General features: G+C 53.1%; 18 protein-coding genes. 5 read left to right on the top strand and 13 right to left on the bottom strand.

Translation table 11 applies throughout. The features are described 5' to 3' along the window. Positions 1–22: 22 nt before the first annotated feature. Positions 23–271, bottom strand: coding sequence for an acid resistance repetitive basic protein Asr (gene asr / locus F4V61_RS01860; protein WP_024131897.1), 249 nt, complete (start codon positions 269–271; stop codon positions 23–25). A 234-nt stretch (positions 272–505) separates the two neighbouring features. Between asr and F4V61_RS22150 the strand changes: the two genes are divergently transcribed. Continuing rightward, a complete protein-coding gene (locus tag F4V61_RS22150) occupies positions 506–598 on the top strand; it encodes a KPN_01571 family protein (protein ID WP_211359252.1) in 93 nt (30 codons plus the stop codon). Positions 599–665: 67 nt separating this feature from the next. Here F4V61_RS22150 and F4V61_RS01865 read toward each other — a convergent pair whose 3' ends face one another. Then, positions 666–1,919, bottom strand: coding sequence for an MFS transporter (locus F4V61_RS01865; protein WP_038396035.1), 1,254 nt, complete (start codon positions 1,917–1,919; stop codon positions 666–668). 119 nt (positions 1,920–2,038) lie between these two features. Between F4V61_RS01865 and F4V61_RS01870 the strand changes: the two genes are divergently transcribed. From F4V61_RS01870 to bioD, 3 genes are all read left to right on the top strand, one after another. Beyond that, positions 2,039–2,938 (top strand): LysR family transcriptional regulator, encoded by a 900-nt coding sequence (locus F4V61_RS01870; protein ID WP_001019575.1) that lies wholly within the window; start codon positions 2,039–2,041, stop codon positions 2,936–2,938. A 127-nt stretch (positions 2,939–3,065) separates the two neighbouring features. Then, entirely contained in the window at positions 3,066–4,286 is a 1,221-nt protein-coding gene (mlc, locus tag F4V61_RS01875) for a sugar metabolism global transcriptional regulator Mlc (RefSeq protein WP_058345319.1), read from the top strand. 125 nt (positions 4,287–4,411) lie between these two features. Continuing rightward, positions 4,412–5,107: a dethiobiotin synthase gene (gene bioD, locus F4V61_RS01880; protein ID WP_038396033.1), complete on the top strand. Its 696-nt coding sequence runs from the start codon at positions 4,412–4,414 to the stop codon at positions 5,105–5,107. Here bioD and clcB read toward each other — a convergent pair. From clcB to F4V61_RS01935, 11 genes are all read right to left on the bottom strand, one after another. Next, positions 5,063–6,352 carry a voltage-gated ClC-type chloride channel ClcB gene (gene clcB / locus F4V61_RS01885; protein ID WP_058345318.1) on the bottom strand — a complete coding sequence of 430 codons (1,290 nt, stop codon included), beginning with the start codon at positions 6,350–6,352 and terminating at the stop codon, positions 5,063–5,065. The two genes, bioD and clcB, sit on opposite strands and share 45 nt — an antisense overlap. Positions 6,353–6,486: 134 nt before the next feature. Then, positions 6,487–7,635 carry an osmoprotectant ABC transporter ATP-binding protein OsmV gene (gene osmV, locus F4V61_RS01890; RefSeq protein ID WP_000593083.1) on the bottom strand — a complete coding sequence of 383 codons (1,149 nt, stop codon included), beginning with the start codon at positions 7,633–7,635 and terminating at the stop codon, positions 6,487–6,489. Then, complete coding sequence (osmW, locus tag F4V61_RS01895; protein WP_000379681.1) at positions 7,635–8,282, bottom strand: osmoprotectant ABC transporter permease OsmW; 648 nt, start codon at positions 8,280–8,282, stop codon at positions 7,635–7,637. Before osmW ends, osmV begins: the two co-directional genes overlap by 1 nt. Before the next feature lie 9 nt (positions 8,283–8,291). After that, complete coding sequence (osmX, locus tag F4V61_RS01900) at positions 8,292–9,194, bottom strand: osmoprotectant ABC transporter substrate-binding protein OsmX (protein WP_080161122.1); 903 nt, start codon at positions 9,192–9,194, stop codon at positions 8,292–8,294. A 28-nt stretch (positions 9,195–9,222) separates the two neighbouring features. Beyond that, positions 9,223–9,933 (bottom strand): osmoprotectant ABC transporter permease OsmY, encoded by a 711-nt coding sequence (gene osmY / locus F4V61_RS01905; RefSeq protein WP_000288454.1) that lies wholly within the window; start codon positions 9,931–9,933, stop codon positions 9,223–9,225. A 304-nt stretch (positions 9,934–10,237) separates the two neighbouring features. Beyond that, positions 10,238–10,852 carry a Tat proofreading chaperone DmsD gene (gene dmsD, locus F4V61_RS01910; protein WP_079782405.1) on the bottom strand — a complete coding sequence of 205 codons (615 nt, stop codon included), beginning with the start codon at positions 10,850–10,852 and terminating at the stop codon, positions 10,238–10,240. 42 nt (positions 10,853–10,894) lie between these two features. Then, on the bottom strand, positions 10,895–11,752 hold the full coding sequence (locus tag F4V61_RS01915; RefSeq protein WP_080161121.1) for a dimethyl sulfoxide reductase anchor subunit family protein: 858 nt from the start codon (positions 11,750–11,752) through the stop codon (positions 10,895–10,897). Position 11,753: 1 nt separating this feature from the next. Further along, entirely contained in the window at positions 11,754–12,371 is a 618-nt protein-coding gene (gene dmsB / locus F4V61_RS01920) for a dimethylsulfoxide reductase iron-sulfur subunit DmsB (RefSeq protein WP_000213064.1), read from the bottom strand. Between the two features lie 10 nt (positions 12,372–12,381). Continuing rightward, positions 12,382–14,817: a selenate/tellurate reductase subunit YnfF gene (gene ynfF, locus F4V61_RS01925; RefSeq protein ID WP_080161120.1), complete on the bottom strand. Its 2,436-nt coding sequence runs from the start codon at positions 14,815–14,817 to the stop codon at positions 12,382–12,384. Positions 14,818–14,916: 99 nt separating this feature from the next. After that, positions 14,917–17,355 (bottom strand): selenate/tellurate reductase subunit YnfE, encoded by a 2,439-nt coding sequence (ynfE, locus tag F4V61_RS01930; RefSeq protein WP_080152809.1) that lies wholly within the window; start codon positions 17,353–17,355, stop codon positions 14,917–14,919. Between the two features lie 150 nt (positions 17,356–17,505). Beyond that, positions 17,506–17,811, bottom strand: a complete 306-nt coding sequence (locus tag F4V61_RS01935) for a DUF1161 domain-containing protein (protein ID WP_000685010.1) — start codon at positions 17,809–17,811, stop codon at positions 17,506–17,508. A gap of 107 nt (positions 17,812–17,918) precedes the next feature. Here F4V61_RS01935 and F4V61_RS01940 point away from each other — a divergent pair, with 107 nt between their 5' ends. After that, positions 17,919–18,629 carry a YnfC family lipoprotein gene (locus F4V61_RS01940; RefSeq protein ID WP_072160212.1) on the top strand — a complete coding sequence of 237 codons (711 nt, stop codon included), beginning with the start codon at positions 17,919–17,921 and terminating at the stop codon, positions 18,627–18,629. Positions 18,630–18,631: the final 2 nt, after the last annotated feature.

An 18,631-nucleotide genomic window follows, 5' to 3' on the forward strand; every position in this document is an offset into this window, starting at 1 on the left:
GCGCGCCGCAGCATGTTACGACTTATGCAGCCGGTTGAGTAGTTGGTTTTGACGTGGTTTTGGCTGGCGCTTTGCCATCTTTTTTCTGATGTTTTTTAGCCGCCTGCGCTTTTTGTTCAACGGCTTTATGCTGCTTTTTATGCTGCTTTTTGTGATGCTGGGTGGTTTTGGCAGGCGCTGCGGTTTTCGCAGGGGTTGCCGTCTCAGCCGCGAACGCTGCGGAAGAGAGACCCATTGCAGCGGCAACAACCAGAGCTAATACTTTTTTCATTTTGATACCCTCGATTTGGTTTTTCATTCAACCCCACTGCGGGGCCGGTGAAATGACTATATCGCTGTTATCAAAGGGCTTCCGTGAGTGATTGGTATCGGCTTGTAACGTTATGTACAATGACAGCGATAACGCAGCGTAAGCCCACCATAATGGGTAGTTTTTTGTTATCGTTTTCTTTTTTAGTCTCAGAGACGGTAATATCCGCCCTCCAGAATAAAAAGCGCACCGTATATGAATCCGATAATCTTGGTGATATTTACGCTTCTGGCGCTGGATGCAATTAGAGAAGTGATGGACGTCTCAAGCCTGACAGGTCTATGGTGAACAGTGAGTCGTGGAGTGAAAAGCAGCCCGGCGATAACGTACATTGCTATCGCCGGGTTATCTTCTTTCAGGCGTGAAGACGATGATGTAACCGCGTCCCGACCAGGATGGCCAGCACCAGCATTAGCGCGATAAAACCGCCTACGCCGTTCCAGCCGTAACTATGCCAGAATACGCCGCCTAGCGTCCCCGCGATACTGGAACCCATATAATAGCTGAAAAGATAAAGTGACGAGGCCTGTCCCTTCCCCCGGCGCGCACGCGGGCCAATCCAACTGCTGGCCACGGAGTGCGCGGCGAAAAAGCCGGCGGAAAAAAGCAGCATACCGGCAAAAATCAGCCAAAGCGAGGTAAAAAGCGTCAGTAAAAGCCCGCACAGCATTACTGCGGTAGAGAACAGCATCACCGGCCCCCGACCATAGCGTGAGGTCATTGCGCCAGCTTTCGGCGAGCTCCATGTGCCGGTGAGATAGGCTACGGATAACAGTCCAACCACGGCCTGGCTTAATTCCCAGGGGGAGAGCATCAGGCGATAACCAATGTAGTTAAACAGGGTTACGAACGCGCCCATCAGTAAAAAGCCTTCCGCAAACAGCAGAGGTAGCCCCCGATCGCGCCAGTGGAGACGGAAATTAATAAATAGCGTTTTAGGCCGTAGCGACGTGGGACGAAAATGCTGCGAGGCGGGTAAAATCTTCCAGAACATCAGCGCTGACGCCAGCGCAAAGCATCCGATGGTCGCCAGCGCGATTCGCCAGTTAAAAAAGTCGGTCATGACGCCGCTTAATAAACGCCCGCTCATCCCGCCGATGGAGTTACCGCTAATATAAAGCCCCATGGAGAAGGCGACAAAACTGGGATGGATTTCTTCGCTCAGGTAGGTCATTCCCACTGCGGCGACGCCGCTTAATGACAGCCCGATCAGCGCGCGCATAATCAGAATACCATGCCAGCTGGTCATCATTGTTGATAACAGGGTGCAGCAGGAGGCTAACAACAAGGCGGTGACCATCACCGGTTTGCGGCCTATCGCATCGGAAAGCGGGCCGGTAAAAAGTAAGCCGATAGCCAGCATGGCGGTAGAAATAGAAAGTGAAACGCTGCTGCTGGCGGGGGAGACGCCAAACTCCCGGGAAAGTATCGGCAATATGGGCTGAACGCAATAGAGGAGCGCGAAAGTCGCCAGACCCGCGGAAAAAAGGGCTAGCGTGACGCGCATAAAAGGCGCAGTACCGCGTTTAATATATTGAACCGACTGAGAATAGCGTTGTTCATCAATATCGCTTGTTGTGGCGTTATCGAGAATAGTTGTACGACTCACGTTAAATCCTTGCTTTACATCCCCGTAAACCGGAGACGGGTATAACCAACGTATAAAGCATAGAAAAAGCAAAATATTCTGTCTAATATATTAATTATCTCAAATAATACTTTAAAAATATGAATATCGAACTACGTCATTTGCGTTACTTTGTGGCGGTAGCAGAAGAACTGCATTTTGGTCGCGCCGCAGCACGCCTCAATATCTCACAGCCGCCGCTGAGTCAGCAGATACAAATCCTGGAGCAGCAGGTCGGCGCGCGTTTATTGGCCCGGACCAATCGCAGCGTAGCCTTAACGGCCGCCGGACGACAGTTTCTGGCGGATAGCCGACAGATCCTGAGTCTGGTAAATGACGCCGCCGCTCGCGCCGAGCGGTTGCATCAGGGAGAAGCGGGCGAAGTCCGTATCGGCTTTACCTCCTCAGCGCCTTTTATTCGGGCGGTATCGAATACTTTTTCGTTGTTCCGCCAGTCCTATCCGGGAGTGCATATGCAAACGCGTGAAATGAATACGCGTGAGCAAATCGCACCGCTTAACGAAGGTATACTTGATATCGGCTTGCTGCGTAATACGCCGCTACCTGACACGCTTAATCACGAGGTAATTTTGCATGAGCCGCTTATGGCAATGATCCCCCGCGAACATAGGTTGGCGCAAAAGCCGGTCGTTAGTCTGACAGAACTGGCGAAAGAGCCGTTTGTCTTTTTCGATCCGCATGTCGGGACGGGGCTATACGACGATATTCTTGGTCTGATGCGGCGCTATAACCTGACGCCGACTATCGCGCAGGAGGTTGGCGAAGCAATGACCATTATCGGTCTGGTGGCGGCGGGACTGGGCGTCTCGATTTTGCCTGCGTCCTTTAAGCGCGTGCGGATGAGTGAAATGCGCTGGGTTCCTCTGGCGGAAGAGGACGCCGTATCCGAAATGTGGCTGGTATGGTCAAAGCATCATGAACAGAGCCATGCCGTACAGCGGTTTTGCCAACTGCTGGTAACGGCCGTCCGATGTGATTAATTTCGCTTAAAAAGGGTGAAAATGTGCAGTTAATCACACGGCTAAGCAAAAAGTTGACGACGAGTATTGAAGTGTTTCACCATAGCAGACAGATTATTTCGGAGCGCGAAAATAAAGGGAGTGAGCGGTGGTTGCTGATAGTCAGCCTGGGCATATCGATCAAATTAAGCAGACCAATGCTGGCGCAGTGTATCGCCTGATTGATCAGCTCGGACCGGTATCGCGAATTGACCTGTCTCGTCTGGCGCAGTTAGCGCCTGCCAGTATTACGAAAATTGTCCGCGAAATGCTGGAAGCGCATTTGGTTCAGGAACTTGAAATTAAAGAAGCGGGCAGTCGTGGTCGACCCGCCGTCGGGCTGGTAGTGGAAACTGAGGCCTGGCACTATTTATCTATTCGTATTAGCCGCGGCGAAATTTTCCTTGCGCTGCACGATCTCAGCAGCAAGTTGGTGGTTGAGGAGAACCTGCCGTTACCGCTAACCGAAGCCACGCCGTTGCTTGAGCGAATTATCACGCACGTTGATCAGTTTTTTATCCGCCATCAGCAGAAACTGGAGCGTCTAACCTCTATTGCGATTACGTTGCCGGGCATTATTGATACCGAAAACGGCATTGTACACCGTATGCCGTTTTATGAGGATGTCAAAGAGATGCCTTTAGGCGATGCGCTCGAACGCCACACTGGCGTACCGGTTTACATTCAGCATGATATCAGCGCCTGGACGATGGCAGAGGCGCTTTTTGGCGCATCACGCGGCGCGCGCGACGTTATCCAGGTAGTTATTGATCATAATGTAGGGGCGGGTGTTATCACCGACGGTCATTTGCTTCATGCGGGCAGTAGCAGTCTGGTGGAGATTGGTCATACCCAGGTCGATCCTTATGGCAAACGCTGCTATTGCGGTAATCATGGTTGTCTGGAGACTATAGCCAGCGTCGATAGCGTACTGGAGCTTACCCAGCTTCGGCTTAATCAGTCTATGAGTTCAATGTTGCACGGCCAGCCGTTAACGGTAGATTCGTTGTGTCAGGCGGCGATACAGGGAGATTTATTAGCAAAAGATATCATTAGCGGCGTCGGCGCGCATGTCGGACGCATTCTGGCTATCATGGTGAATTTATTTAATCCGCAAAAAATTCTTATTGGTTCTCCGCTAAGTAAAGCGGCTGATATCCTTTTCCCAGCCATTGTTGACAGTATCCGTCAGCAGGCGCTGCCCGCCTACAGTAAGAATACAGTAGTGGAAAGCACGCAGTTTACCAACCAAGGCACGATGGCCGGGGCGGCGTTGGTAAAAGACGCGATGTATAACGGCTCTTTGTTGATTCGTCTATTACAGGGTTAACATTTTTTAACTGTTGTACAAAAATTTGCGCTAACTCAAGCTGATTGCCCTTGCCATACCTTAGACTTCCTTCACTGTATTATTTTCCTGGCTTATATTTTCGAAGCATAACGGTGGAGTTAGTGATGCTGAAGCGTTTCTTTATTACAGGCACAGACACTTCTGTTGGGAAGACGGTGGTTTCCCGCGCATTACTACAAGCGTTAGCGTCGGGTGGTAAGAGTGTGGCTGGGTATAAACCTGTCGCCAAAGGGAGCAAAGAGACCCCGGAAGGGATGCGCAACAAAGACGCTGTGGTATTGCAAAGCGTCTCTTCACTGGAATTGCCGTATGAGGCTATAAATCCGATCGCTTTAAGCGAAGAGGAAAGCAGCGTAGCGCATAGCTGTCCTATCAATTATACCTTGCTGTCCAACGGCCTGGCGAACCTGAGCGATAAAGTGGATCACGTCGTTGTGGAAGGCACCGGCGGCTGGCGCAGCCTGATGAATGATTTACGTCCGCTGTCCGAATGGGTAGTACAGGAACAATTACCGGTATTGATGGTGGTAGGGATTCAGGAGGGGTGCATTAATCATGCGCTACTGACTGCGCAAGCTGTCGCTAACGATGGACTGCCGTTAATTGGCTGGGTGGCGAATCGCATTAATCCTGGGCTGGCGCATTATGCTGAAATCATTGATGTGCTTGGAAAAAAACTTCCTGCGCCGCTGATTGGCGAGCTGCCGTACCTGCCGCGTGCCGAGCAGCGTGAACTGGGGCAGTATATTCGTTTATCAATGCTCGGCAGCGTGCTGTCGGTAGATAGAATTATGGCGTAACGTCCGCGATAGCACTGACGCGACTACGCAGGCAATCAGCAGACCGGGGAGCAACTGATACTCGCCGGTCATTTCACAAATCATCAGGGTAGACATAATCGGCGCATGGGTCGTTGCCGCCAGTAGCGTCGCCATACCCGCCAGTCCTAATAAAATCGCTATTTCATCCGAGCCCGGAAGCCAGAATCCCCATATCCGACCCAAAAGCATTCCAATGGATAATCCGACAAATAGCGTTGGCGTAAAGACGCCGCCCGGCGCGCCAGAACCGCTGCTGGCGAGCACGGCCAGGATTTTGCACGCAAAAATTCCGCTAATCAGCGAGAATAGCGGCGGGGAGAGTAGAAATGACTGTACGACGCTATAGCCGTTTCCCCAAACCGTAGGCGTTAATAACGACAGTATCCCGACAATAAGTCCGCCTAAGGCTAACTGCCAGGGCGGCGACAGTTTTAAGCGTAAAAAGCTATTATGGCTGGCCGTCATCAGCCACATCAGCAACGGGCCGCACAGACCAGCGACCAGGCCGGTACTGACTATCATGAAGTATTCCCGTGTGTGGAGATCAAGGGTCAGATGTACGGTATAGAGTAGTGAATTGCTACCGTTTAATAGATTGGTAGTTAGTAGGGCGACGACGGCGGAAACGACAACCGGACCGAGAGAGGCCAACATTAAAGTGCCGAACAGGATCTCCGCGATAAACAGGCTACCCGCCAGCGGAGCATGGTAAGCGCCCGCCATACCCGCAGCGGCGCCGCTGGCAATCCATAATTTCCATTCCTCGCGCGGCGTAAGGCGCCGCGCAAAGCCGGATGCCGCCAGCGCGGCGAGCAGGATCATTGCGCCTTCGCGACCAATTGCGCTGCCGCTGACCACGACCAGCAGCGAGGCCAGTGATTTCACCAGGCTGGCGCCAACGTCAAATTGCCCGTCGGTTTGCAATGCTTCCATATAGTCAGTAGGCGCGTGGGGGCGCTGTTGATTCATTTTTTGCCACCTCCACAGCAACAGGCCAGCGGCCAGACCGCCAAGCGCAGGCGTAATCAGCCGTCGCCAGGGCGAAAGCCCCGCTGCCGCATTCACCAGACTACCGGTGTCATTACTCAGGAAAAGCCATTCCAGAAATTGCATCGCATGACGGAAGGCGGCGACAGCCAGCGCCGCGAGAATACCGATGAGCGTAGCGATCAGCAGGCGACGAAACATCGCGCGCAGATCCGGATAAGCGTGTAAACGATGCATTAGCGGGTAAACAGGGCGTTTCAGGATAGCCTATTTTGCGGATAAATGACGTCAGACGCAAACGCACTATGTGCGATATAATATTACGCAGGATAATAATATTGCCGGAGGGCAAGAGGCCATCCGGCGACGCGTTAGCTGCTTTCGTGAATATTAAGCGCCCGACGCGTGCGGCCTGAACTGAGATAATCGGCGATGTAATCCTGAGAGATTTCCCCGTTATAGCGTCCGTCCTCATCAACGATCGGCATCCAGCTAGTATTACTTTCGTACAATCTGGACAGCACAATACGCAGGTTATCTTCCGCTTTGCCCGTAATACGGAAAGGATGGGTGATATCGGCGCAGGTTCCGCTGGCGTTCCGCGCTTCCCGGCGCTTCACAAATCCCAGCGGCTTACCGTCATTGTCAATGACGGTAATGGCGCGAATATCGTTTTCATCCATAATGCCGAACGCTTCGCTTAACGGCGTGGAAGGCCGCGCGGTAATCGTTGGCTGTTGATCGGTAACATCGCCTGCGGAGACCAGTAGCAGACGCTTTAACGTTCTGTCCTGACCAACGAACGATCCGACAAACTCGTTGGCCGGTTTGGCCAGCAGTTCGTCAGGACTGGCGCACTGTACAATTCGACCCTGACGGAATACGGCGATACGGTCGCCGAGCTTCAGCGCTTCGTCGATATCATGGCTGACCAGCATCACTGTCTTTTTTAGCTTACGCTGCATATCAAGAAACTGGTTCTGAATCACTTCGCGGTTAATCGGGTCCACCGCGCCGAAGGGCTCATCCATCAGCAATACCGGCGGATCGGCGGCCAGAGCGCGGATCACGCCAATACGCTGTTGCTGTCCCCCGGACATCTCTTTTGGATAGCGATGCAGAAATTTCCTCGCATCCAGCGCCACCATCTCCATCAATTCTTCGGCGCGTTGCTTGCAGCGCGCTTTGTCCCAACCCAACATGCGCGGCACAACGGTAATATTTTCCTCAATCGTCATATTAGGAAACAGGCCAATTTGTTGAATTACGTACCCGATATTGCGGCGTAGCGTTACCGTATCCATATCGTTGGTATTTTCGTCGTTGATAAGTATATTACCGCTGCTGGGCGCGATCAGTCGGTTGATCATCTTTAACGTGGTGGTTTTGCCGCAGCCTGAGGGGCCGAGTAATACGCACATTTCGCCTTCCGGCACGTTCAGGTTGACATTGTCGACGGCTTTTAGCGGCTGACCCTTTTTCTGAACAAATTGTTTGGTGAGATTTTCCAGTTTTATCATTATCGTATCCCCTTAGGTGTCAGTACGACTTGCAGACGATGCAACAGCCAGTCAAGCACAATCGCCAGTAGACAGATCATCAGCGCGCCGGCAATTAACATGCGAATATCGCTGCCGCTAATGCCGTTTAACAGTAGCAGTCCCAGACCGCCAGCGCCGATGACTGCGGCAATCGCCATCACGCCAATATTCATCACCACCGCGGTGCGGATACCACCGAAGATAACCGGTAAGGCCATTGGAATTTCGACCCAGCGCAAGCGTTGCCAGAACGTCATGCCGATGCCGCGTCCCGCTTCACGCAGACCGGGCGGCAGACTATCAAGCGCAGTATGGGTATTACGGACAATCGGCAGTAAAGAGTAGAGAAAAACGGCCGTCACGGCGGGCAAAACGCCAATACCCTGCCCGATCAACGAAAAGAGCGGGATCATTAACCCAAACAGCGCGATAGACGGAATGGTAAGAAGTAGCGTGGCGACGCCCAATACCGGCGTTGCCAGCCATTTGTGGCGTACAATCAAAACGCCTAGCGGTACGCCGATGATAATCGCCAGACCGACAGCCAGCGCGACCAGCCAAAGATGCTGAAAGGTAAGGCTGGCGAGGTAGCCTGCGTTATCCAGCATATAATGTATCGTATCCATAGGCGCTCCTTACAGCAGACCTTTGTCCTGCAAAAATTGATGGGCTACCTGTTGCGGCGTGCGATGATCGATATCGACCTGGGCGTTTAGGGTCGATATCACATCATTATTGAGCAGGCCGGAAAGGGTGTTTAAGGCGTCATCAAGGCCAGGATTAGCTTTCAGCACTTCTTTACGCACCACGGGCGTGACAGCGTAACTTGGAAAGAAGCCTTCATCATCCTCCAGCACTTTCAGATCAAACCCTTTCACCCGTCCGTCGGTGGTATAGACCAGCCCGGCGTCAACCAGACCATCCCGAACGGCGTTATAGACCAGTCCTGGGTCCATTTGTCGTATTTGCGGGCGATCAAGCTGCATCTGATAGGCTTGCTGAAGGGGCTTCATCCCGTCGCTGCGCCCGGCAAATTCCAGATCGAGGCCGAGCATCCAGTTGTGGTCAGGATCGTTCTGCCGGACCTGTTCGATTTTTGCCACCATTTGCGAGATGGTGGTGATATTTTCCGCCTCGGCGCGTTTGCGTTGCATCGCGAACGCGTAAGTATTGTTCATGTCAGCCGGTTTGAGCCATACCAGACCCAGCTTCGCATCCAGGCGTTTTACCGTGTCGTAGGTTTCCTGTGGATTCATGCGCTTATCGATACGGTTGAAAATAATCAGCGATGTTCCGGTGTATTCCCAGGTAATATCAATTTGTTTATTCACCATCGCATTACGTGAAATCACCGCGGCGATATTGGTTTGCGGCTGAACCTGAAAGCCTTTTTTCTGCAAATACTGAACGGTCATGGCCGAGAGAATATGCTGCTCGGTAAAGCTTTTAGTGGCGAGAACCAGCGGCGCGGCCTGCGTCTGGCTACTGAACAACAGCGTTGCGGCAAGCCATCCCAGCAGGTGTTTTTTGAATCTCATTTAACGCTCCTTATTGTTATTTATGCGTTCAGGCAGTATGAGGGCTAAGGCGTCGCCCAAGCCAGGCAAGCAGAGTGTCTAGAATCAGCGCGAATAACGCCGTGGCCGTTGCGCCGAGAATCAACGTCGGAAAATCGTTAAGATAAATCCCCGGGAAAATCAGCTCGCCGTAGCTACTGGCGCCGATCAGAAAGGCCAGCGGCGCGGTGCCGACATTGATGGCGGTCGCGATGCGAATACCGGACAGCATCACTGGCCACGCATTAGGTAGCTCTACCTGGCGAAGCCGCTGCCATTTTGTCATCCCTATCCCGTTTGCCGCTTCAATCAGTGAGGCGGGAACGGAACAGAGGCCCGCATAGGTATTGCGGACGATAGGCAGAAGGGAAGCCAGAAATAGCGCGACAATGGCGGGCGTATCGCCGATCCCGATAATCACCATCGCTAAGGCCAGGACGGCCAGCGGCGGCAAGGTATTACCAACATTAAAGATTTGCATGACATATTCAGCAAATCCTTTTGCCGCAGGTCGGCTGAGTAAAATCCCGCTCGGGATACCGACCAGTAAAGCAAAAAACATGGACGTAAAGACCAGCATCAAATGCCGTTGTCCGAGATACAGCAGATCGACCTGACGCGCTTTCAGCGTCTCCAGACCGATTCCCCAGATAAACAGCGCCAGTAAAAGCAAAATGACGATAGTGAACCCAAGTACGCGTTTTAGGGTGAGGGTGTACATTGCGGTGTGTCTCCCTGTTTGCATGTGTTATGGCGACGTTAAGAGTCGCGTGTTGTTATGCCATGTTCCGGCAGGGTGCTTTGAGCTATAGCAACAGGTTGGGAAGGATTCCAGCGGAGCGTGATGTTTAACACTGTTAAACATCTATTAACAATTAGGTTTTGCCCTTATGCGGCTAAGCGTGAACATTCACGATAAAGAATTATCTTAAAAATAGAAGCGTGGTGTGACGTTGTCACTTTTTGTGGATAAAAATAGGCCGCAATGGGTGAAAAGGCAGTTAAAATCCTGCCTTTTGTGGGGATTAACGGAATAACGGTTTTACAGCGACGGGAATAATGAGTTGAGCTTGCCATTGCGCCAGAGTCAGACGCGCCAGTTGCCCCAACGCCTGATAAAACGGATGCCCGGCATGATCGATAAATACGTCCAGAAAGCGGGACGACCACGGAAACAGATGCCAGGCCAGGAGTTGTTCGCATTCATGATGACGGCCATTCTCGGCAAGCCAGGCCGCCAGCAGCAACAGCGACCCGAAATGATCTTCTGGCTCGTTTTGCTGCATTTCAAACTGAATCCCGTTTTCGCGCATCCACTGACGTAGCGCCAACGTAGAATCGCCAAATAATACGCTCTCACGATCCAGCCAGACGGAACCCCACGGCGGAGACGGCAGAGCGTAAGGGCCGATAAACAGACGCTGCCAGGCCTGTGGCAACGACTCTTCGCTATGGGTCTTAAACATAGCCGCCACAGGCGCAAGCGCATCGGCATCAAGCGGCCACTGCGCCTGCCAGTTGTCGGTTAATAGCGCCTGAACCAGAGGAGCGGTTTCGTTGCTTTCCGGCGAATAATAAAACAACGCGCCAAGAACACGCGCCGTTACTGCAAAATCATCACGTTGTAAAAAAGTGGTCATTCAAACAATCCCGAAAGGTGCGGGTCGCCCCACACGCACAAATTAACCTGCGACTGCCATACCTACGGTCATATGCAGGCCATAAAAAAGTCCGCGGCCAATAATTTCGCCCGCCAGCACCAGCACGACACCGAGCAGCAAACCAACGGTATGCGGTTCTCGGCGACGAATTAGCGGACATAGCCAGCAGCCTAATCCGGCAGCAAGCAAGACAATGCGCCAGACCTTTAGCATACCGTAATCCGGTGCGAGATGGCTGGCCTGTTGCACGGAGCTGTGAAGGGTTGAGAGCGACAGTCCCTGTAGTACGATGACCGCCACGCACACCACCAACGCCAGGCCGCTAATACTGGCAAACGTCACGCTGCAAAATGGGACGCGCGCGATGCGTAGCAGTAGCGCCGCAAACACCGGGCCGCACAGGAATGCCGTGAGGAAAAAGGCCAGCGTGGTGTAGCCATTATACCAGGTTGGCACGGTATCTATCTGATAAACGAGCGTCATTGCCCAGATGAATGCAACGCCGAGCGCCATACTGACCAGCAGCCACACTTTACCCAGCGCCGGGGGCATTTTACCGAGTACCGCCACCAGCCACCAGATGCCGCCTACGGCAAAGAACACCGATCCTGCGGCGATTTCATTACTCAGTGCGGAAGCGCCTACGCGGTTAAGCGAGTTAAACGCGCGCATCGGCGAGCCGAGATGCATAATCGACGCGAGGAATCCCAGTCCCATCACCAGCCACAGAAAAAACATGCTGCGCACGATGCGCTGACGGGCGATGATATCGTCTTTTGCCGTCAGCCAGCCCAGTCCGCTAACGATTAACGCGCCGACCACGCACTGACCAAAGACCGTGAAGATCATCAACGGCCATTCATGCCATCCACTTCCCATATTATACCTCCTTCGGATTGGCCAGATAACCGGTAGTGTCCCCGGTCGGGCGGCTGTTGGCGTTGGGTTTAATCACAATATTCGGCTTCGTGAAATGCGCGCGCGGCAGCGGCGCGACGGCAGCCAGCTCACCGTGTTTTTTACGCAACTCGTCTATCGGGCCAAAATCCAGCGCCCGCAGCGGGCAGGATTCCACGCAGATAGGCTTTTTGCCGTCGGCGACGCGATCATAACAGCCGTCGCACTTGGTCATATGACCTTTGGCCGCGTTGTACTGCGGCGCGCCGTACGGGCAGGCCATGTGGCAGTAGCGGCAGCCGATACAGACCTCTTCGTTCACCACCACAAAACCGTCATCGCGCTTGTGCATCGCGCCGCTCGGGCAGACTTTGGTACAGGCCGGGTCTTCGCAGTGGTTACACGAAATGGAGAGGTAATAGGCAAAGACGTTCTGGTGCCAGACGCCGTTATCTTCCTGCCAGTCGCCACCCGCATACTCATAAATGCGGCGGAAGCTGACATCCGGGGTCAAATCTTTGTAGTCCTTGCAGGCCAGTTCGCAGGTTTTGCAACCGGTGCAACGACTGGAATCAATAAAAAATCCATACTGGGTTGTCATCGGTTACTCCTTACGCCTTTTCAACCTGAACAAGATTACTGTGTGACGGATTACCTTTCGCCAGCGGGGAAGGCCGGTGCGACGTCAGAATGTTAATGGAGCCGCCGCGATCGACTTTGTCGCCAAACATGTCGGCATTTAACCAGGCGCCCTGGCCGATAGCGGTGACGCCAGGCAATATGCGCGGCGTGACTTTTGCCGGAATGAGCATCTGTCCGTTCTGGTTAAAGACCCGCACGGTGTCGCCGTGCTGAATGCCGCGCGCTTGCGCATCAATCGGGTTGATCCAGATCTCCTGCGGACACGCCTGTTGCAGGACGTCGATATTGCCGTAGCTGGAGTGGGTACGCGCTTTATAGTGGAAGCCGGTTAGCTGTAGCGGGTAGCGCTGACGAAGCGGATCGTCCCAACCGTCAAAGCCTGGCGTATAGGCGGGTAAAGGATGGATAATCTCATCTTTCTTCAGCTCCCACGTGTCGGCGAGGGTTGCCAGACGCTCGGAATAGATTTCGATTTTACCGGACGGCGTTTTCAGTGGGTTGGCGGCAGGGTCTTCGCGGAAGGCGCGGAAAGCGACGTAGTGCTCCTCCGGGCATTTTTTCTTGAAAATCCCTGTCTGTTTCATCTCTTCGTAATCCGGCATTTTCGGGTTACGCGCTTTGGTTTTTGCGTGCAGGTATTTGACCCACTCATGCTGAGTGCGGCCTTCTGTGAAGGTCTGGTATACGTCCGGACCAAGCCGTTTAGCCACTTCACTGAGCGTCCAGTAAATGGGCTTTCTTTCAAATTTCGGCGAGGTGGCGGGCTGACCAAGAATGACATAGCCCATATTGCCTGCGGACTCGTGGGAAATCAGATCTTCCTGCTCGGTTGGCATTAAATCAGGCAGCAGAATGTCGCAATATTTTGCCGACGCGGTCATAAAGTGCTCAATGCCGACGATCATTTCACATTTACTGTCGTCCTGAAGCACCTCGTGGGTGTGGGCGATATCGCCGTGCTGATTGATCAGCGTATTACTGGCGTAGCACCACAAAAATTTGATCGGCACATCGAGCTTGTCTTTCCCGCGCACGCCGTCGCGTGTGGCGGTCATTTCCGCACCATGATCGATAGCGTCGGTCCAGGTAAAGACCGAAATCTGGGTTTTTACCGGGTTCTCCAGCATAGAAAACCATTCGACGCCCAGATCCCAGGTGCCTTCGCGCACGCCGGAATTACCGCCATTTATGCCGACGTTACCGGTGAGTACAGACAACATGGCGATAGCGCGTGCGGTCTGTTCGCCGTTAGAGTGGCGTTGCGGTCCCCAGCCCTGGCAAATGTAAGCCGGTTTCGCCGAGCCAATTTCCCGCGCCAGTTGAATGATTTTTTCCGCCGGAATACTGGTAATCTGCGCGGCCCATTGCGGCGTTTTCGCGATACCGTCTTCGCCCTGACCCAAAATATAGGCTTTATAGTGCGCGTTACGCGGGGCCGAGGCGGGCAGAGTGGTTTCGTCGTAGCCGATGCAGTATTTATCCAGAAACGGTTTATCAATAAGATCTTCGGTAATCAGCACCCAGCCGATTGCCGCCGCCAGCGCGCCATCGGTGCCTGGGCGAATCGGCAGCCACTCGTCTTCGCGGCCGGCGGCAGTGTCGTTATAACGCGGGTCAATCACGATCATCCGGGCGTTGGAGCGCTCGCGCGCCTGTTCGACATAGTATGTCACGCCGCCGCCGCTCATACGTGTTTCCGCGGGGTTATTGCCAAACATCACCACCAGTTTTGTATTGGCGATATCATCCGGACTGTTGCAGTCGTTGCCGCCGAACATATAGCTCATGGCCGCGCTGATTTGGGCGGTGCTGTAGCTACCGTAACGGCTGAGATAGCCGCCGCAGGCGTTCATCAGGCGATACGGTACGTTAGAATTGGTAATATTGCCGCCGTCCACGCCGGTACCGTAAAGCACATGTACCGCTTCGTTGCCGTAGTCCTTGAGGATACGTTTCAGGTTATCGCCGATGGTATCTAACGCTTCATCCCAACTGATACGTTCGAATTTGCCTTCTCCACGTTTACCAACGCGTTTCATCGGATATTTCAGGCGATCGGGATGATTCATCCGGCGACGAATAGAACGACCACGCAGGCAGGCGCGTACCTGATGGTTGCCATATTCATCGTTGCCCGTGGTATCCGATTCAACCCAATATACGGTGTCATCTTTTACGTGCAGGCGCAGCAGGCAGCGGCTGCCGCAGTTAACGGTACATGAACTCCAGACCGCTTTTTCTGCAACATTGCCAGATGCGAGGGCTGCTGCGGCGTGGGCGAGGCGGGAGAACGGAAGGGTGAAAGCGCTACTGGCAAGCGCAAGGCTACCGATAGCGGAGGTTTTCACCAGGCTTCGTCGGCTGATACTGGCCGCCATTAACGCCTCAGGGGTGGTGATTTTCATAACAGCTCACTATGCTCATCCAAAAAAAGAGTTTTAAATGTTGTTGTGTTCGCAAAACGGGGAGCTCCGGGAGCGCAAAAACGCCCCGGAGAAGGCGGCTTAGATTTTTTCGATTTCCACCAGATTTGTATGTTGAGGATTCCCTTTTGCCAGGGGGGAAGGACGCAGCGTCGTGAGCGTATTGATGCAGGCGCCGTGGTCAATTTTATCGCCAGCCATATCCGCATTATGCCATGCGCCCTGACCCATCGCGCTGACGCCCGGCAGAATACGCGGCGTGACTTTGGCGGGTAGACGCACCTCTCCACGATCGTTAAAGACGCGAACCCTATCGCCATTCGCGATACCGCGTTTTTGCGCATCAAGCGGATTTATCCACACCTCCTGGCGACAGGCGGCCTGCAGAACATCAATATTGCCGTAGCTTGAATGGGTACGGGATTTATAGTGAAAGCCAAACAGCTGTAGCGGGAAGGTGCTCCGTTTCGGATCGTCCCATCCTTCAAAAGTGGGGGTATAAATCGGCAGTGGGCTTATCACGTCGCCTTCCGCCAGCTCCCAGGTACTGGCGATGTGAGCGAGTTTGCTCGAGTAGATTTCGATTTTACCGGACGGCGTTTTTAACGGATTGGCCTGCGGATCTTCACGAAATTTTTTATAGGCGACAAAATGGCCGTTGGGATCTTTGCGTTTATAGATGCCCATTTTTTTCAGCTCGTCATACGCGGGCAATGCCGGATCTCTTGCCTGCATTTTGGCGTACAGATATTGCAACCACTGCGCCTGTGTACGGCCTTCGGTAAACCGCTGATACACATCGTCGCCGAGGCGTCTGGCGATTTCGCTGAGTACCCAGTAGATGGGCTTGCGCTCGAACTTAGGCGTCGTCGCCGGTTGGATAAAAATCAGATATCCCATATTACCGGCGTAATCATTGGGGATGATATCTTCCTGTTCGACGGTCATGAGATCCGGCAGTAAAATATCGGCGTACTTCGCGGAAGAGGTCATAAAATTGTCGATGACCACAATCATTTCGCATTTCGCTTCATCCTGAAGAATTTCATGGGTTTTATTAATATCCGAATGCTGGTTAATCAGAGTGTTACCAGCGTAGTTCCATAGAAATTTGATCGGGACATCCAGCTTATCTTTGCCGCGTACGCCGTCGCGCAGGGCGGTCATTTCCGGGCCGCGCGCAATGGCGTCCGTCCAGCTAAAGCAGGAGATGGCGGTTTTAACGGGATTCTCCAGGACCGGCAGACGTTCAATGGTAATGGTGTAAGTGGATTCGCGTGCGCCGCTATTACCGCCATGAATGCCGACGTTGCCGGTCAGAATCGGTAACATGGCGATGGCGCGAGCGGTTTGTTCGCCGTTCGCCTGACGCTGCGGCCCCCAACCCTGACAGATGTAGGCCGGCTTGACGCTGCCTATCTCGCGAGCCAGTTTGATAATCCGATCGGCGGGGATGCCGGTAATATGTGATGCCCACTGCGGCGTTTTGGCGATACCGTCCTCGCCCTGGCCCAAAATATAAGCCTTATAATGGCCATTTGCGGGCGCGTCAGCCGGAAGGGTCTTTTCATCGTAGCCGATACAATAATTGTCGAGAAAAGGCTGGTCGACGAGATTTTCGTTAATCAATACCCAGGCAACTCCCGCCACCAGCGCGGCGTCGGTGCCGGGGCGAATCGGTATCCATTCGTCTTCACGTCCGGCGGCGGTATCGGTATAGCGCGGATCTATCACGATCATGCGCGCATTTGAGCGTTCACGCGCTTGCTCCAGAAACCAGGTAATGCCGCCGCCGCTCATGCGCGTTTCAGCCGGATTATTGCCGAACATGACCACCAGTTTACTGTTTTCGATATCAGACGTGCTGTTGCCGTCGTTGGAGCCATAGGTGTAGGGCATGGCGCAAGAAATTTGCGCGGTACTGTATGAGCCGTATTGATTCAACGAACCGCCGTAGCAGTTCATCAAACGCTTCACCGGCGAGGCGGCAGGCGACGAACGGGTTATGTTGCCGCCTACGATCCCGGATGAATAGTGGATATAGACGGCTTCATTGCCGTAGGTTTCTACGGTCTTTTTCAGGTTGGCGCTAATGGTGTCCAATGCTTCCTGCCAGCTAATGCGTTCAAATTTGCCTTCGCCGCGGCGGCCAACGCGTTTCATGGGATAGTTAAGGCGATCCGGATGGTTAATACGCCGACGGATTGAACGCCCCCGTAGACAGGCGCGAACCTGATGATTGCCGTAGACATCGTCGCCGGTGTTATCAGTTTCAACCCACCAGACTTCATTATCTTTTACGTGCAGACGCAAGGCGCAGCGACTGCCGCAGTTGACCGAACAGGCGCCCCAGACGATTTTATCTTTTTCGTCGCGCATTGCCTGCTGCACCGCTGCGGCCGCGGTACGCATCCCAAACGGTAAAGATACGCCTCCGGCCGCCAGCGCCAGTGAGCCAAGCGCCGCTGATTTCACTAACGTCCTGCGGCTAACGCCTGTTTGTTGCTTTTCTCCGGGCATCACTTACTCCATTATCGTTTCGCTATATATTGATATCTATAGCGAAATTATTATCATGCTAATAATGTAATGAGTTTACCCCTTTGGGAGTAAGGATTATTAATCCATGTCAAAGAGCGTTACCCTCCGGACCTGGAGGGTAGGAGGCGCTTATTGCGGTTCGGCGGATGAACCGTCCTGAGCGGGAGAGGTATTGGCTGGCGCATTGCCGCTGCTGGTGCGGGTATAAAGAATTTTATGCGTGTCGTTCGCGCAATGGCCCACCACCTGTGAATCTGGCTGATCGGCCTGGTCGTTAGGAACGATAGTGAGCGTAAAATTATCTGCCGGCACGCCGTTATTGATGATACGTTGTTCAATATCGCTTTTTACTCTCTCGCACGATCCCGGCGCCGCCATCACTAGCGAGGGGGCGCTAATTAACGCCAGAACGGCTATTGCAGTTGCGATTTTCATCCTGAGCTCCTGTAATTAATGACGATGTTCTAAGCTTAGCATTTTTTGTGTAAACAACTGTATTTGCTAATATGATTGATAAATATCTTTCCATTCTGGTGAAACGCGTGAAGAAACCCATTTTACTGACGTTATTGTGCATGATGCTGGCAGGTTGTGATAACCCGAAATCCCCTGAGTCTTTTACGCCGGAAATGGCCAGTTTTTCGAATGAATTTGATTTTGATCCATTACGTGGTCCGGTAAAGGATTTCAGCCAGACATTGATGAGTGAGAATGGCGAAGTGGCGAAGCAGGTCACCGGTACGCTTTCACCGGAAGGCTGTTTTGATACGCTTGAGTTACACGATCTGGAGAATAATACGGGGCTGGCGCTCGTTCTGGATGCCAATTATTACCGGGATGCCCAGACGCTGGAAAAAAAAGTGCAGTTACAGGGGAAGTGTCAGCTTGCGGCATTGCCTTCGGCGGGCGTGACCTGGGAAACGGACGACAACGGTTTTGTGGTATCGGCGACGGGCAAAGAGATGAAAGTCGAGTACCGCTATGATGCCGAAGGCTACCCGTTAGGTAAGACAACCATAAACTCGCAGAAAACGCTCTCTGTGACGGCAAAACCCTCCGCGGACCCCCGTAAAAAGCTGGATTATACGGCAGTCAGTCGGGTAGATGATCGGCAGGTCGGCAACGTCAGACAGAGCTGCGAATATGATGCGTACGCGAACCCTGTTGACTGCCGGCTTGTTATCGTCGATGAGAGCGTTACGCCGGCAGTATCCCACCATTACACCATTAAAAACCGTATCGATTACTACTAAAC

Origin of the sequence: Salmonella enterica subsp. arizonae (genome assembly GCF_008692845.1) — a bacterium.
Classification (GTDB): Bacteria; Pseudomonadota; Gammaproteobacteria; order Enterobacterales; family Enterobacteriaceae; genus Salmonella; species Salmonella arizonae.